The organism is Frigidibacter sp. ROC022 (genome assembly GCF_024723735.1).
In the GTDB taxonomy this organism is placed as follows: Bacteria; Pseudomonadota; Alphaproteobacteria; order Rhodobacterales; family Rhodobacteraceae; genus SLM-1.
Genome location: NZ_JANQDU010000004.1, coordinates 218,104 through 232,438 on the forward strand (window position 1 = coordinate 218,104; position 14,335 = coordinate 232,438).

Here is a 14,335-nt window from a genome sequence, read left to right on the forward strand (position 1 = left end):
TCCACGTCAAGGCGCCCATGATCTGCGGGGCTAGTCTGCGGAACAATCGTCCGGCATGGGCGTTCAGTCTGTTTGAAGGATACCCGCTTGGCCCCGATTGATGACAAGTCCTCTCTGGACCAGAGCACGGATATGCCGGTGCCTCGGGCAGAGTCGGTATCGCTGGTCCCGGCCTCCGGCCACGTCGCGCCGGTCCGCAAGCCCCGGCGGCGCTGGTGGCTCTGGGGTGGCGCGGGGCTGATCCTCGTCGCCATCGCCGGCCTGCTCTATACGCAATTCTGGATGTCGCGCCCGCCGGTGGTCGCGGTCGAGGTCGCCGCGCTGGCCCCGGCGACGCGGGTTCTGGCGGTCAATGGCCGGATCGCGGCGGAGGACTCGGTCGAGGTGCGTTCGGTCGTGACCGGCAACCTCAAGTCGATCGAGGTGGCGGAGGGAGACAAGGTCGAGGCCGGCCAGATTCTGGCCTGGGTCGATTCCGAAGCGCAGACCGCCATCGTGCGCCAATCCGCCGCCGCGCTGGACGCCGCGCTCGTGGCCCGGCAGCGGGCGCAGGAGGCCTATGACCGGGCGGTGGCCGGGGGTGGCAATGTCACCCGGGTGGCGCTGGAGGCCGCGGCCCATGATCTCGAGACCGCCGAGCAGGAGGTTGCCCGCCTGACCGCCGCCTTGGATCAGGCCAATGTGGTGCTTGCGAATTACACGATCCGGGCACCGGTGACGGGCAGCGTGCTGACGCTGGACGCCGAGCGCGGACAGATCGTCGGGCCGACGATCCCGCTGCTTACCCTTGCCGATCTGAGCGATCTGGTGGTCGAAGCGGATGTGGACGAGGCCTATGCCACCCAGATCGCGCTGAACCAGCCGGCCGTGCTGCAACTGGCCGGCGAGAGCGCGACCCGGGACGGTCATGTCAGCTTCGTCTCCACCGTCGTGAACGTGTCGACCGGCGGTCTGGCGATCAAGATCGACTTCGACGATCCGGTCTCGGCCCCGATCGGCATGACGGTGGCCACGAATATCGTTGTGGAGCAGCGTGCCGCCGCGCTGACGGTCCCCCGCGCCGCATTGCGCGCCGGGGCCGAAGGGCAGGGCGTCTTCGTTGTGACCGACGGCAAGGCGCAGCTGCGCCCGGTGACGGTGGTGGAATGGCCCGCGGCCCGGCTGATCGTGACCGACGGGCTGGCCGAGGGCGATGTGGTGATCGCCGATGCAACCGGCATCAGCGACGGGCAGGCCGTGGAACCGGACCTTCCCTGATGCTCTACGCGCTCAAGATCGCGGCCCGCTATCTGACGGCGAACAAGGGCCAGACGGCGCTCTTGGTGCTGGGCGTCGCGGTCGGTGTCTTCATCTTCATCTTCATGTCGGCGCTGATCGGCGGGCTGGCCGAGTTCATCCTGTCCCGCACTGTCGGCGACATGTCGCATATCACGATCCAGGCCGAGACGGTGGACCCGCCGCTGCTGATCGCACCCGATGGCGCGGTGCTGGTCGCGTCCGAACGTGGCGAGACAAGAACGGCCACCCTGTCGCAATCCGCGACCTGGGTGCCGCTGATCGCGGCGGTGCCGGGGGTCAAGGCCGTGTCGCCACAGATCTCGGGGGCCGGCCTGCTGGCGCGGGGAGCACAAAGCGCGCAGGTCAGCGTCACCGGGGTCGAGCCGGGGAATGAATCGGCGATCCTGGACCTGGATGGCTACATGGTCGAAGGATCTGCGCGGCTGGCGTCGGACGGGATCATCCTGGGGCAGAAGCTGGCCGACGATCTGTCGTTGTCGCTGGGCCAGACGCTGCGGCTGCAGTCCTCGGACGGGGCAACGATCCTGCTGACCCTCGGCGGCATCTTCCTGACCGGCAACGGTGCCATGGATGACGGGCGTGCCTTTGTCAGCCTGTCCACGGCCCGCTCGCTGTTCGATACCCCGCAGGGGGTGACCCGGATCGAGATCAAGCTGGACGATCTGAACAGCGCCGATGACATCGCGCTGCGCATCCGGGCCCTGACCGGGCTGGACGCGGTGCCCTGGACCGACGGGGCGGAGCAGCTGATGGAGGCGCTGGACGCCCAGGCGCAGACCGGGATTTTCCTCAAGACCTTCGCGCTGATCACCATCGTCATCGGGGTCGCCTCGGCGCTGCTGCTGTCGACCTACCGCCGCCGTCCCGAGATCGGGATCATGCGGGCGATGGGCGCCGGACGCGGGTTTGTCGTGTTCGTCTTCGTCATGCAGGGCGGACTGGTGGGGCTGATGGGTGGCCTCTCGGGCGCGGTGCTCGGTTATCTGGCTCTGCTGCCCTTCCCTTCGCGCGACGAGTTCCGGGCCGGGACCCTGCCGATGGACATCACCCAGGGCTCCTACGGGCTGGCGATCCTCTTGACCGTGATCGGCGCGGTGCTGGCCTCGATCCTTCCGGCCCGCTCGGCGGCGCGGGTCGATCCTGTCACGGCGATCGGCCAATGAGCGCGCTTCTGGAAGTTCGCGATCTGGTCAAGACCTATGGCAGCGGCGAGGCCGCGACCCGGGTGTTGCGCGGCCTGTCGTTGCGTCTCGATACCGGAGAGATGGCCGCCCTTCTCGGCCCTTCCGGTTCGGGTAAGAGCACCTTGCTGACGATCCTGGGCACGCTGATGAAACCCACTTCGGGCAGTCACGTGATGCTGGGCCAGGACCTGATCGCGGCCGGGGATCGCGAGTTGACGGCCTTTCGCAACCTGCACATCGGCTTCGTGTTCCAGTTCCACAATCTGCTGCCAGATTTCACCGCGCTGGAGAACGTGATCTTCCCGACCTCGGTCCGCGAGGGGCGCGAGACCCCGGCGGCGCGGGAACGGGGCCGGGATCTGCTGGTGCGGATGGGGCTGGGGGACCGGATCGACTTTCCGTCGGCCAATCTCTCGGGCGGACAGAAACAGCGGGTCGCGGTGGCCAGGGCGCTGATGAACAGCCCCGAACTGGTGCTGGCCGACGAGCCCACCGGCAATCTCGACCGCGCCTCGGCGATGCAGGTGATGGAGCTGATCGGGCAGATCAACCGGGAGGAGGGCACGACCTTCCTGATCTCGACCCATGACGAGAAGATTGCCGGTTTCTGTCGGCGGCAGATCGTGGTCGGCGACGGTCTGGTGACCGGATAGCGCCCGGGCCGCGGAGGGCCCGGGGGAGCGTTCCGGGCCTATTCCGCCGGCTCGGTTTCGGCCCTGATCCCGCAGCCACAGCCGGATTGACCGGCAGCCTTGGCCTCTTCGTCCTGTGCGCAGCAGGCAGTGGCATCCGCCTTGGGCGCCCCGCCGCAGCAGCCGGTTTCGGCGGTGTCGGCGGGTGCTTCGGTGGTGCCGCAGCAGGCCGTGGCCTTGGACGCGGATCCGGTCTTGCAGACGCCGCTTTCGGGAAGCTTCAGCCGCACTTCCCGCGCCGCGACCGGGTCGCCGGCCAGTTCGGCCACGACCGAGCGCACCTGCTCGTAACCGGTCGTCATCAGGAAGGTCGGTGCCCGGCCATAGCTCTTCATGCCGACGATGTAGAAATCCTTCTCGGGCTGGCTGAGCTCGACCACGCCATGCGGGCGGACGGTGCCGCAGGAATGCAGGTTGGGGTCGATCAGCGGGGCCAGCATCGGCGTCGCTTCGACGATCGGGTCGAGCGAGAGCCGCAGTTCCGACAGGATCGAGAGATCGGGACGGAAGCCGGTGGCGACGATGATCCGGTCGACCGAGAAGCTGACCGGCTGGTCGGCCTCGGTCCCGGTGACGCTCAGGCCGCCGCCACGCGCCGCGATCGCATCGACGGCGAAGGGCGAGCGGAACGATACCCTGCCCGAACGTATCGCCTCGGCCGCTTTCAGGCCCAGCTGGCCACGTCCGGGAAGCTCGTCATTCAAGCCGCCGCCGAGCACCCGCTCGATCCCGCCGGAACGGGTGGCCCAGGTGATCTGCGTTCCCGGCACCTGCGCCTGCAGTTCCATCAGGTCGAGCGCGGCATTGATCGCCGAATGGCCTGCCCCGATCACCAGCGAGTGCCGGCCGGCATAGGTGTCGCGGGCGCGGCCCAGCACGTCGGGGATGCCATAGGCGATCCGCCCGGCATTCTCCTGCTCACCTTCGACGGGCAGGCCGTCGAGCCCGATCGGATTGGGTTTCACCCAGGTACCCGAGGCGTCGATCACGGCGCGGGCTAGGCTGCGGTGGCGACCTTCGGCGTCCTGCCAGAGGATGACGAAGGGGGCTGCGTCACGCCCGTCGCTGGCCAGTTTCGAGCGGCCCTGGCGGGTGACGGCCTGCACTTCGGCATTCAGGTGCAGATGCGGCGCGATGGCGGGATGCGCGGCGAGCGGGGCCAGATAGTCGCGGATCAGCTCGGCCCCGGTCGGCAGATAGTCGGGGTCGGGCAAGGTCCAGCCGGTCGGTTCCAGAAGCCTCCGCGCGGCTGCATTCGTGTTGTATTCCCAGGGCGAGAACACGCGCACATGCCCCCATTCGGCGACCGCCGCGCCGGCGCTGTTGCCGCGTTCGAAGATCAGCGGGGTCATGCCGCGTTCGAGCAGTTCGGCTGCGGCGGCAAGGCCCACGGGCCCGGCGCCGATGACGGCAATGGGAAGATTGGACAGGTCGGTCATCTGGAGTCCTTCCAAGGGGCTGGAATGGTCGAATAATCGTGAATCGTCAGTTCGTTTCGGCCGTCGCCGTCGTGTCCGACACTGTGGCATCGCCGGTGCCGCAGCCTTCTTCGGCACAGCATTCGTCGGCCAGATAGCCGATGAGCGCCGCCATGGCCGGATATACGGCATGGCAGATCAGGCTGGTGCCGTCGCGCTCCTGCCGGACCAGGCCTTGATCGACCAAGCGCCTGATATGGTGCGACAGGGTCGAGGCGGCCATGCCGAGCCGGTCCTGCACCTGGCCGACGGGCATCCCCGCCCGCCCCGCCCGCACAAGGCTGCGATAGATGGCGAGCCGGGTCGGATTGCCGAGCGCTTCAAGCTGGCGGGCTGCTATTTCGAGTTTCATGGAAATATAGATGGCAATGCGGCGCGCCGGAGTCAACGACTATTTCGATAATTCTGGAAATATCAGTTGGCCGCGGTCCGGTTCACCCGCGCGATCAGGGATTCGCCGGTTTCCTTCCGTTCGGAATAGCGGTCCACCAGATGCTCGCGGATGTCGCGGGTCAGCAGAGTGAATTTCATCAGCTCTTCCATCACGTCGACGATCCGGTCGTAGAAGGGAGAAGGCCGCATCCGCCCGGCTTCGTCGAATTCGTTGAAGGCCTTCGGCACCGAGGATTGGTTCGGGATCGTCAGCATCCGCATCCAGCGGCCAAGGATGCGCAGTTGCGAGACGGCGTTGAAGCTTTGAGAGCCGCCATTGACCTGCATCACGGCAAGGGTCTTGCCCTGGGTCGGCCGCACTGCGCCCAGCGACAGCGGAATCCAGTCGATCTGCGCCTTCATGATCCCGGTCATGGCGCCATGCCGTTCGGGCGTGCTCCAGACCATGCCGTCGCACCAGGACACCAGATCGCGCAGTTCGGCCACCTTCGGGTGCTCGGCCGGCGCGTCATCGGGCAGCGGTAGCCCGGAAGGGTTGTAGATACATGTCTCGGCGCCCAGCCGGCGGAGGATTCGTCCGGATTCCTCGGCGGCGAAACGGCTGAAGCTGCGGGTCCGCAGCGAGCCATAGAGCAGCAGGAACCGCGGCGGGTCGCTGCGGCGCTCTTTCGGAAACAGGGAGTCGGGATCGGGCAGGCGGAAATGCGCGTCGTCGAGCGCCGGCGTATCAGTCAACAGCTTGGCCTTCTGCATCAAGGATCATGGTGCCGTCCTCCTTGTAGAGCGGCCCCTTGGGCCTCTGGTCGAGGAGGTCGAGGACGGCCTGCGACGGGCGGCACAGGCGGACACCCTTCGGAGTGCAGACAATCGGTCGATTGACAAGCACAGGATGCGCGATCATCGCGTCGATCAGCACTTCGTCCGCTACTGCCGGATCGGTCAGGCCCAGCTCGGCGGCGGGCGATTTCGAGACCCGCAGCGCTTCGCGCGGGGTCAGCCCGGCGGCGGCGAACAGGCCCAGAAGCTGCGCCCTTGTCCAGCCCTCGGCCAGATAGTCGATGACCACCGGCGTCTCGCCCGCGGCCCTGATGATGGCCAGGACATTGCGCGAGGTGCCGCAGGCCGGGTTGTGATGGATCACGATCATGCCGGGAACCTTTCGCGGGTCCGGTTGGCAAAGGCAACCAGCGACAGCATCACTGGCACTTCCACCAGCACTCCGACGACCGTCGCCAGCGCCGCGCCCGAGGACAGGCCGAACAGGCTGATCGCCACCGCCACCGCCAGTTCGAAGAAATTCGACGTGCCGATCATCGCGCAGGGCGCCGCGATCCGATGCGGGACCTTCAGCGCGAAGGCGGCGCCATAGGCGACGGCGAAGATGCCGTAACTCTGGATCAGGATCGGCACCGCGATCAGCGCGATGACCACGGGACGGTCAAGGATCACCTGGCCTTGCAGGCCGAACAGGATGGCCACGGTGGCGATGAGGCCGACCACCGACCAGGGTTTGATGCGCGCGGTGAAGCGGGCAATCCGCTCGTCGCTGCCCAGGGCGCGGCGGGTGATCAGCCCGGCGGTCAGTGGCAGCAGGACATAGAGCAACGTCGCAAGCACCAGCGTCTGCCACGGCACCGCGATGTCGGTGACGCCCAGCAGGAAGGCGACGATCGGCGCGAAGAGCACCACCATGATCAGGTCGTTCAGGGAGACCTGGACCAGCGTATAGGTCGGGTCGCCGCGGGTCAGCTGCGACCAGACAAAGACCATCGCCGTGCAGGGCGCGGAGCCCAGCAGGATAAGCCCGGCGGTGTATTGCGCCGCGTCCTCGGGTGCGATCCAGGGCGCGAAGACGTGGTCGAAGAACAGCACCGCCAGCAGCGCCATGGTGAAGGGTTTGATCGCCCAGTTCACGATCAGCGTCACCAGCAGCCCCTTCGGCTGCCGCGCCACCCCGGCCACGGCGCCGAAATCGACGCCGACCATCATCGGGTAGACCATCGCCCAGATCAGCACCGCGACGACGAGGTTGATCTGCGCCACTTCTGCGGCGGCGATCGCTCCGACCAGGCCGGGGAACAGGCTGCCGATGCCGATACCGGCCAGCATTGCCAGCGCCACCCAAAGCGTCAGCCAGCGTTCGAAGGGCCCCATCGCGGCTGGGGCGGCGGTTGTTTCGGCCATGGTGGTCCCTTGATTATTCGGTCTCGGCGCGGGCCTGATCCTTGCCGATCTCCCGCAGACGGGACTGAAGCGACAGGCCGTCGAGCGATTTCAGCGGCAGGTTGACGAAGATCGAGATGCGGTTCTTCAGCATCCGGTAGGTGTCGGAGAAGGCCAGGCGGCGCTCGGTCTCGGAACCGGTGGCCGCGGCGGGATCGGGCAGGCCCCAATGTGCGGTCATCGGCTGGCCGGGCCAATAAGGGCATTCCTCGGCCGCTGCCTGGTCGCAGACGGTGAAGACGAAATCCATCTTCGGCGCGTCGGGGCCAGCGAATTCGTCCCAGCTCTTCGAGCGGAACCCAGAGGTGTCGTAGTTCAGCCGTTTCAGCAGGTCGATGCTGTAGGGATGGACCTCGCCCTTGGGATGCGACCCGGCCGAGTAGCCCTTGAACCTGCCCCGGCCCTCGCGGTTGATCACCGCTTCGGCCAGGATCGAACGGGCCGAGTTTCCGGTGCAAAGAAACAGAACGTTGTACATGGTCTTGTCTTCCTCAGCAGGCGCAGGCGACCTGATCGATCACCGGTTGACACAGATCGGGCCGACCGCCGCAGCAGTCTTCCATGAGGTAGCCCAGCAGGGCGCGCATCCCCTCCATATCCGCGAAATAGCGGATCCCGCGGCCCTCGCGAGCATTGCGGACCAGTCCGGCGGCGGCGAGGATCGACAGGTTGCTGGACATGGTGTTCTGTCGCACGTCCAGCGCATCGGCGATCTCGCCCGCCAGCATCCCCTGCGCCCCGGCCTTGACCAGCAGGCGGAACACATCCAGCCGGGTTTCATGGCCAAGAGCGGAAAGTGCCGCGAGGTGACGTTTCTTTTCCATATATCGAGATAACCCGATTCAAAGAGGCCCCGCAAGCGGATAATCCCGCGCCGTCGCCACTGTGCTGGTCTCAGGCCTTGGCGGCGGTGTGTTTCGGACGGCGCAGAAGAAAGACGATGGGCGCTGCGGCGAGGGTAAAGACCAGCATCAGCAGGAAATTGTCGTCATAGGCGATCATCGCTGCCTGCTGGCTGACCAGCCCGTCGACGACCTTGGCGATCGTCGGATTGCCGGAAAGCAGGCCGGGCACCTGGCTGGCCACCTGCGGCGCGTCGGCGGTGAGACGGGCGGCCAGCTCTTCGTGGTTCACCGTCACCATCCGGGCCAGAACCGTGGTGACGATGGAAATCCCGACGCCCGAGCCGACATTGCGGACCAGGCTGAACAGAGAGGTGGCATCGCCGCGATAGTGGGGCGCCAGGGTGGCGAAGGTCAGGGTCGAGAGCGGCACGAAGACGAAACCCAGGCCAAAGCCCTGAATCACGCCCGACATGATGATCGGCTGCCGGTCCATGGTGACGTCGAAGCCCGACATGATCCACAGTGACCAGGAGGTCATCCCCAGCCCGAACAGGATCAGCGCCCGGGCGTCGATCCTGGCGACCAGTCGGCCGACCAGGATCATCGACAGCATGGTGCCGATCCCGCGCGGGGCCATGACGATGCCGGTGGTGATGACCGGATAGCCCAGCAGCGACTGCAGAAGCGGCGGCAACAGGGCCAGTCCCGAGAACAGCGTCAACCCGACCATGAAGATGAAGACCAGCCCGGTCGCGAAATTGCGGTCGGCAAAGATCCTGAGGTCGATGAAGGGATCGTCGGCGGTCCAGCAATGCACGATGAAGACCCAGAAGCCGCTGATCGAGAGGAAGAGATAGATCCAGATCTCGAGCGACTCGAACCAGTCGACGGCCTGACCCCGGTCGAGGATCAGCTGCAGCGCCCCGACCGCCAGCGCCAGCATGGCGAAGCCGAAGAAGTCGAAGCGCCGCCGCTTCAGGCCGGTCTTCGGCAGGAAGGCGAGAATCCCGGTCAGGGCCAGCAATCCGACCGGCAGGTTGATCAGGAACACATAACGCCAGTTGAAGGTCTCGGTCAGCCAACCGCCCAGGGTCGGGCCGATGATCGGGCCGACCATGATCCCGGCGCCGTAGATCGCCATCGCCTGTCCGATCCGCTCACGCGGGTTGATGTCGAGGATCACGGCCTGCGCCAGCGGGATGAGCACCGCGCCGAAAATCCCCTGGACGACCCGGAACAGCACCATCTCGGACAGGCTGGTCGCGATGCCGCAGGCCAGCGAGGCCAGTGTGAAACCGCCGATCGCGGCGACGAAGACCGCCTGCCGTCCGAACCGGTCTGTCACCCAGCCGGTCACCGGGGTCGCAATGGCCGAGGCGACGATATAGGAGGTCAGCACCCAGGTGATTTCGTCCTGCGCGGCGCCGAGGCTCGATGCCATGTGCGGCAGAGCGACATTGGCGATCGTGGTGTCGAGCACCTGCATCACCGTGGCCAGCATGATCGCGGCCGTCAGCCAGCCGGGATGGGCGACCTCGACCGCCGGTTTCGAATGGGCGGCCGGGCTGCTCATCCCAGTTTGTCCAGTCGCGTGCGGCCGGTGTCGACCGATACCGTGACGCTCATCCCGTCGCGCAGCGGATGGTCGGCGTCGGGGGTGACGCTGATCCGCACCGGGACACGCTGCACCACCTTCACCCAGTTGCCGGTCGCATTCTGTGCCGGGATCAACGAGAACTGCGAGCCGGTGGCCGAGCCGATGCTTTCGACCGAGCCGGTCAGTTCGACTCCCGGATAGGCGTCGATGTGGATGCTTGTCGGCTGGCCGACCTGCAGGGATTCCAGCTGGGTCTCCTTGAGATTGGCCTCGATCCAGGTCTCGCCGGTCTCGACGATGCTGGCAACGTTGGTGCCCGGGGTGACGTATTGACCGACATTCAGACTCTCGATCTGGCTGACGATCCCCGCCACCGGCGCCACGACCTCGACCTTGGACAGGTCCCGCTCGGCGGCTTCGCGCTGCGCCAGGGCGGCACGGACCGCGGGAAAGGAGTCGGTTTCGATGTCAGGGTCACCGCCAAGCGCTGCCGCTGCCGCGGCCACGCCCTGCCGCGCCAGGGTTACATCGTTTTCGGCGACCTGCACGGCCATCGTCGCCTCATCCAGCGCCGCCGACGACGAGACGCCGCGCCCGGCCAGGGCTTTCTGGCGGTCGAACTCGCGTTTCCGGACGTCCAGGATCTGCTCGGCCGCGGTGAGCTTTGCCTGCGCGGTCGCATAGGCGGCGCGCAGCTGCGCGACCGACAGCCGGGCCGAGGCCAGCGCAGCATCGGCCTTATCCAACGCGATCCGATACGGTTCAGGGTCCAGATGGAAGATCGGGGTGCCTGCGGCGACGGCCTGGTTCTCGGTGACATCGACGGCCACGATCCTGCCGGCCAGGTCCGGCGAAATAGTGACGATCGGCTGATGCACATAGGCGTTGTCGGTCGATACATAACGCCCGCCGGTCAACCAGACGTAACCGCCGCCGAGGGCAAGAAGTAGCGGGACCGCCAGCATCAGAAGCCGGTTACGGCGTTTCTTCGGCTTCGCAGGCTGCGGCGGAGGCCCGGCTTCGCTGGGCTGTACCGTCTCGACCTGCGGTTCGGCCTTCCGGGCATCCGGCACGGGCACCGCCTCGATGCGCTTGGTCGCGGCGTTCATGAGTTGTCTTCCTTCTCTTCGATCCCCGAGGCTTCGAGATTGGCGGCGATCTGCTGCAGCCCGCGGGTCAGGCCCTGGAGGTCTTCTTCGGTGATCCCCGCCAGCGCCTCGGCATAGACGTCGTCGGCGATCCGGCGCATCTCCTCGACGATCGGCCTGGCCCGGTCGGTGATCCAGACCAGCTTGGCGCGGCCATCGCTCGGGTCGGCCTCGCGGCGTACCAGCCCGTCGCTTTCAAGACGGTCGATGATGTCGCTCATCGTCATCTGGCTGGCCTCGACCCGGGACGCCAGCGCCGTCTGCGTCATCCCGTCGCTTCGATACAGGGCCCCCAGGGTCCGCCATTGCATCAGCGACAGCCGATGCTCGCGCGCCCGTCGTTCGAACGCGCTCTTCATCAGCCGCGCCGCGTCGTGAAGCATGAGTCCGAGACTTTGCATCCAATCCGCCTCAATTTGCTACGCGGCCAGATAGTAGCCATACGTAGTATATGCAAGAGGCAATTCGGCGGCTTTTTCGGAGCCATGCGGGCGATGCGGCTGCGGCGGAGAGGGATCAGCCGATCTCGGAGAACCGGCCCTTGTAGATCGTCCGCGGCGGGATCAGGTCAGGCTCGATCTCGATGAGCACCGGGTCGGTGGTCCCGGCGTCTATCAGTTCGAAAGCCGTCTGGATCAGCCGGTCGGAATTCTGCCGAACCATGTGGACCGGGAATTGCAGGAAGGCGCCGAACGGATCGTAGTCGTAGCAGCCGATGACGGATTGCTCGAACGCATCGGGCGGCAGATCGACGAAATAGCTCAGCGCGCCCTCGAAGGCGGTCAGCGAATTCACGAACAATCCGGCGGGAAGGCCGCCGAGCCGGTCGCAGAGGGCGGCAAGCTCGCGCGCGGTTTGGCCCGGGGCATAGCCGCAGGCGATGACCTGTTCGGGGCTGATCTGTCCAAGCCGGTCGGTGACCACGGTCCTGAACGCGTCGATCCGGAGCGAGGTGGCGATGTTCGTGGTCAGGCCGCCGACGAAATAGGGCTTTGCCCGCGCCGGGTTGCTTTGCGTCGGCATGGTATCGACGATCACGCGGCTCAGTTGCTCGGCGCCGTGGTAATTGTGGCTGACCACCGAGGGCGCGTCCTTTCCGGGCAGGTCCACATAGATATGCTGGACATTCGCGGCCTTGCAGATGTCGCTCAGCGCGTCGGGGTCGGCGGCACCGGCGATGAACAGCGAATCAATCGCATAGGCGATCAGGGTCTCGACGGTGCGGATCTCCTCTTTCGGGTCGCGCAGGGTGCTGGCGATCACCGGGCAGAGGCCGCGTTCGCGGGCGCAGGCTTCGAAGCTCTGGCTCATCGAGGCGAAGAAGCGGTTTTCGTGGACCGGCAGGATCATCCCGACGAGGCCAGAGCGGGATTTGCGCAAGCCGCGGGCCTGCAGATTGGCGGTGTAGCCGATCTGCGCGGCGGCCGCCTGGATGCGCGTCACCGTTTCTTCGCTGATTCGCCGACGCTTCCAGGAACCGTTGAGTGCGGCGCTGACTGTGGAGGGCGAGGCGCCCGCTGCGGCCGCGACGTCAGATATCGTGGGTTTCGGCTTCCTTGTCGGCATCGGATTTCCTGTCGCTCTGGTCGGTCTGGGCGATTTCTCTTGACGACTATCGGGTTTCTTGTTCATCTGTGCAACATCGATTGTGCAAGCTGCAGGCAAGGACGCCGCGGCGTAGACCCCAACGCAACTGAAGCCCTTGGAAACCCTGCGCTCAAATCGGCAACACAAATAACACAATCGATTGTGCAACGTCGGCCGGGCACTCCGGCCTCTGTGGGAGGAAAGAACATGAACAAATTCACGTCCATTCTGGCCGGGGCGGCTCTCGCCGTTTCGGCTGCTGTTTCGGCGTGGGCAGAGGATCAGCCCACGATGGGGATCGTGGTGAAGATCGGCGGCGTTCCCTGGTTCAATGCCATGGAGCTGGGCATCAACGAAAAGGCCGCCGAGCTTGGCGTCGATGCAAGGATGATCGGCCCGACGAGCACCGACCCGGCGCTGCAGGTGCGGGCGATTGAGGATCTGATCGCGCAGGGTGTCGACATCATCGGAGTGGTGCCGAATGACGAGGCGGCGCTGGAGCCGGTGCTGGAAAAGGCAAGGGCGGCCGGTATCAAGGTGATCGCGCATGAGGGGCCGGGGCTCGAGAACGTCGATTGGGATTTCGAACTCGCCTCGGCCAAGGGCTTTGGAGAGACCCATGCCGAACTGCTTGCCCAGAAGATGGGGGGCGAAGGGCAATATGCGGTGTTCGTCGGCTCGCTGACGGTTCCGCTGCACAACGCCTGGGCCGATTACGCGATTGCCTATATCAAGAAGAACTATCCGAAGATGGAGCTGATCGGTGACCGCTATGGCGTTGCCGAAAGCGTCGATGACAGCCGCAAGACGGCGCTGGACTTGATGGCCGCCAATCCGGGGCTGAAGGGCTTCCTTGCCTTCGGGTCACAGGGCCCGATCGGGGCCGGCCGCGCAATCCAGGAGCGCCGGATGGTCGGCAAGGTGCATGTGCTCGGGCCGTTCTCGCCGGGGCAGGGTCGCAGTCTGGTGAAGGATGGCGCGATTGCCGGCGGCTTCATGTGGAATCCGGCCGAGGCCGGGCGGGTCTTTGTGACCATCGGGCGGATGATGGCCGATGGCACCGCGATCACCGACGGGATGGAGATCCCCGGGCTGGGCGTGGTGCATCCCGATGAGGCCAATCACGACATCATCACCGACAACCTGATCCCGATCAACGCGGAGACTGTGGACGAACTGGCCGATCTCGGCCTGTGATCCGATCCCGGTGAGAGGGGCGGCCTGCGCGGCGGCCCCTTCCTCCACCCCGAATTCAACCTGAGACATGATCCGGACCGATCCCGTAGGGGGGGCCGTCCGGTTGCAAGCTGATCCCGGAGCATTGCCGATGACTGACCTATACCATTCCGCCCTCACCGAACTGGGGACGGTCTTTGACCGGCTCGACGACATCCAGGTCGACCATGCGGTCCGGATGATCGGGCAGGCCGACAAGATCGCGGTTTTCGCCGGCGGGCGCGAGAAGCTGCAGATCATGGGCTTCGCGATGCGCCTGTTCCACATGGGGCTGAAGGTGGCGGTCGAGGGCGACATGACCTGCCCTCCGATCGGCAAGGGTGATCTGTTCATCGTCTCCATCGGGCCGGGCGAAATCTCGACCGGGCTGGCGCTGATGGAGGTGGCCCGCAAGGCCGGGGCAACGATCCTGTTCATCACCGCCCAACCCGAAGGGCGCGGCGCGACCTATGCCGATTTCGTTCTGACCCTGCCCGCCCAGACCATGGCAGACGACCAGGGCGCACAGAGAACATCGACGCTGCCGATGGGGTCGCTCTACGAAGGGGCCTTGTTCGTTCTGTTCGAAGTGATGATCCTGAAGCTCATCGACCATCTGGGCATCACCGCAGAAGCGATGCGCGCCAACCACACCAATCTGGAATAGGGGGGCA

The 14,335-nt window shown here is 66.0% G+C and carries 16 protein-coding genes and 1 pseudogene; 5 read left to right on the forward strand and 12 right to left on the reverse strand.

From position 1 onward, the window contains the following. Positions 1-87 precede the first annotated feature (87 nt). Genes NUW50_RS17075 through NUW50_RS17085 form a run of 3 tightly spaced genes read left to right on the forward strand, consistent with a single transcriptional unit; the run spans position 88 to position 3,136 of the window. Complete coding sequence (locus tag NUW50_RS17075; protein WP_258290368.1) at positions 88-1,257, forward strand: efflux RND transporter periplasmic adaptor subunit; 1,170 nt, start codon at positions 88-90, stop codon at positions 1,255-1,257. Further along, on the forward strand, positions 1,257-2,462 hold the full coding sequence (locus tag NUW50_RS17080) for an ABC transporter permease (RefSeq protein WP_258290369.1): 1,206 nt from the start codon (positions 1,257-1,259) through the stop codon (positions 2,460-2,462). Before NUW50_RS17075 ends, NUW50_RS17080 begins: the two co-directional genes overlap by 1 nt. Beyond that, positions 2,459-3,136 (forward strand): ABC transporter ATP-binding protein, encoded by a 678-nt coding sequence (locus NUW50_RS17085; RefSeq protein WP_258290370.1) that lies wholly within the window; start codon positions 2,459-2,461, stop codon positions 3,134-3,136. Before NUW50_RS17080 ends, NUW50_RS17085 begins: the two co-directional genes overlap by 4 nt. A 38-nt stretch (positions 3,137-3,174) precedes the next feature. Here NUW50_RS17085 and NUW50_RS17090 read toward each other — a convergent pair whose 3' ends face one another. From NUW50_RS17090 to NUW50_RS21520, 12 genes and pseudogenes are all read right to left on the reverse strand, one after another. Continuing rightward, a complete protein-coding gene (locus NUW50_RS17090) occupies positions 3,175-4,614 on the reverse strand; it encodes an NAD(P)-binding domain-containing protein (RefSeq protein ID WP_258290371.1) in 1,440 nt (479 codons plus the stop codon). 46 nt (positions 4,615-4,660) lie between these two features. Then, positions 4,661-5,005, reverse strand: a complete 345-nt coding sequence (locus NUW50_RS17095) for an ArsR/SmtB family transcription factor (RefSeq protein WP_258290372.1) — start codon at positions 5,003-5,005, stop codon at positions 4,661-4,663. A gap of 62 nt (positions 5,006-5,067) precedes the next feature. After that, complete coding sequence (gene arsH / locus NUW50_RS17100; RefSeq protein ID WP_443135118.1) at positions 5,068-5,781, reverse strand: arsenical resistance protein ArsH; 714 nt, start codon at positions 5,779-5,781, stop codon at positions 5,068-5,070. Further along, on the reverse strand, positions 5,774-6,193 hold the full coding sequence (gene arsC, locus NUW50_RS17105) for an arsenate reductase (glutaredoxin) (protein WP_258290374.1): 420 nt from the start codon (positions 6,191-6,193) through the stop codon (positions 5,774-5,776). Before arsC ends, arsH begins: the two co-directional genes overlap by 8 nt. Beyond that, positions 6,190-7,200 (reverse strand): ACR3 family arsenite efflux transporter, encoded by a 1,011-nt coding sequence (arsB, locus tag NUW50_RS17110; RefSeq protein WP_275982220.1) that lies wholly within the window; start codon positions 7,198-7,200, stop codon positions 6,190-6,192. The genes arsC and arsB overlap by 4 nt, the downstream gene beginning before the upstream one ends. A 43-nt stretch (positions 7,201-7,243) precedes the next feature. After that, positions 7,244-7,747 (reverse strand): arsenate reductase ArsC, encoded by a 504-nt coding sequence (locus tag NUW50_RS17115; protein WP_258290376.1) that lies wholly within the window; start codon positions 7,745-7,747, stop codon positions 7,244-7,246. 13 nt (positions 7,748-7,760) lie between these two features. Further along, entirely contained in the window at positions 7,761-8,093 is a 333-nt protein-coding gene (locus tag NUW50_RS17120) for an ArsR/SmtB family transcription factor (protein WP_258290378.1), read from the reverse strand. A gap of 70 nt (positions 8,094-8,163) precedes the next feature. Beyond that, positions 8,164-9,687, reverse strand: a complete 1,524-nt coding sequence (locus NUW50_RS17125; protein WP_258290379.1) for a DHA2 family efflux MFS transporter permease subunit — start codon at positions 9,685-9,687, stop codon at positions 8,164-8,166. Further along, positions 9,684-10,820: an HlyD family secretion protein gene (locus NUW50_RS17130; RefSeq protein ID WP_258290380.1), complete on the reverse strand. Its 1,137-nt coding sequence runs from the start codon at positions 10,818-10,820 to the stop codon at positions 9,684-9,686. Before NUW50_RS17130 ends, NUW50_RS17125 begins: the two co-directional genes overlap by 4 nt. Next, the gene (locus NUW50_RS17135; RefSeq protein WP_258290381.1) at positions 10,817-11,260 is read right to left on the reverse strand and encodes a MarR family winged helix-turn-helix transcriptional regulator; all 444 of its coding nucleotides are present in this window, start codon (positions 11,258-11,260) and stop codon (positions 10,817-10,819) included. The genes NUW50_RS17130 and NUW50_RS17135 overlap by 4 nt, the downstream gene beginning before the upstream one ends. A 115-nt stretch (positions 11,261-11,375) precedes the next feature. Beyond that, a complete protein-coding gene (locus tag NUW50_RS17140; protein WP_258290382.1) occupies positions 11,376-12,302 on the reverse strand; it encodes a LacI family DNA-binding transcriptional regulator in 927 nt (308 codons plus the stop codon). A gap of 12 nt (positions 12,303-12,314) precedes the next feature. Further along, a pseudogene (locus NUW50_RS21520) lies at positions 12,315-12,491 on the reverse strand (hypothetical protein); the annotation flags it as partial. 162 nt (positions 12,492-12,653) lie between these two features. Between NUW50_RS21520 and NUW50_RS17150 the strand changes: the two are divergent. Both NUW50_RS17150 and NUW50_RS17155 read left to right on the forward strand, forming a co-directional pair. Beyond that, a complete protein-coding gene (locus NUW50_RS17150) occupies positions 12,654-13,643 on the forward strand; it encodes a substrate-binding domain-containing protein (protein ID WP_258290384.1) in 990 nt (329 codons plus the stop codon). 130 nt (positions 13,644-13,773) lie between these two features. After that, positions 13,774-14,328, forward strand: coding sequence for an SIS domain-containing protein (locus NUW50_RS17155; RefSeq protein WP_258290385.1), 555 nt, complete (start codon positions 13,774-13,776; stop codon positions 14,326-14,328). The last annotated feature ends 7 nt before the right edge of the window (positions 14,329-14,335 follow it).

Excerpts from the sequence above, each read along its gene's own strand:
- NUW50_RS17080 (WP_258290369.1), top strand. The coding sequence starts at position 1,257 with ATGCTCTACGCGCTCAAGATCGCGGCCCGCTATCTGACGGCGAACAAG.
- NUW50_RS17085 (WP_258290370.1), top strand. The coding sequence starts at position 2,459 with ATGAGCGCGCTTCTGGAAGTTCGCGATCTGGTCAAGACCTATGGCAGC.
- NUW50_RS17090 (WP_258290371.1), bottom strand. The coding sequence starts at position 4,614 with ATGACCGACCTGTCCAATCTTCCCATTGCCGTCATCGGCGCCGGGCCC.
- NUW50_RS17095 (WP_258290372.1), bottom strand. The coding sequence starts at position 5,005 with ATGAAACTCGAAATAGCAGCCCGCCAGCTTGAAGCGCTCGGCAATCCG.
- arsC (WP_258290374.1), bottom strand. The coding sequence starts at position 6,193 with ATGATCGTGATCCATCACAACCCGGCCTGCGGCACCTCGCGCAATGTC.
- arsB (WP_275982220.1), bottom strand. The coding sequence starts at position 7,200 with ATGGGGCCCTTCGAACGCTGGCTGACGCTTTGGGTGGCGCTGGCAATG.
- NUW50_RS17115 (WP_258290376.1), bottom strand. The coding sequence starts at position 7,747 with ATGTACAACGTTCTGTTTCTTTGCACCGGAAACTCGGCCCGTTCGATC.
- NUW50_RS17120 (WP_258290378.1), bottom strand. The coding sequence starts at position 8,093 with ATGGAAAAGAAACGTCACCTCGCGGCACTTTCCGCTCTTGGCCATGAA.
- NUW50_RS17125 (WP_258290379.1), bottom strand. The coding sequence starts at position 9,687 with ATGAGCAGCCCGGCCGCCCATTCGAAACCGGCGGTCGAGGTCGCCCAT.
- NUW50_RS17130 (WP_258290380.1), bottom strand. The coding sequence starts at position 10,820 with ATGAACGCCGCGACCAAGCGCATCGAGGCGGTGCCCGTGCCGGATGCC.
- NUW50_RS17135 (WP_258290381.1), bottom strand. The coding sequence starts at position 11,260 with ATGCAAAGTCTCGGACTCATGCTTCACGACGCGGCGCGGCTGATGAAG.
- NUW50_RS17150 (WP_258290384.1), top strand. The coding sequence starts at position 12,654 with ATGAACAAATTCACGTCCATTCTGGCCGGGGCGGCTCTCGCCGTTTCG.
- NUW50_RS17155 (WP_258290385.1), top strand. The coding sequence starts at position 13,774 with ATGACTGACCTATACCATTCCGCCCTCACCGAACTGGGGACGGTCTTT.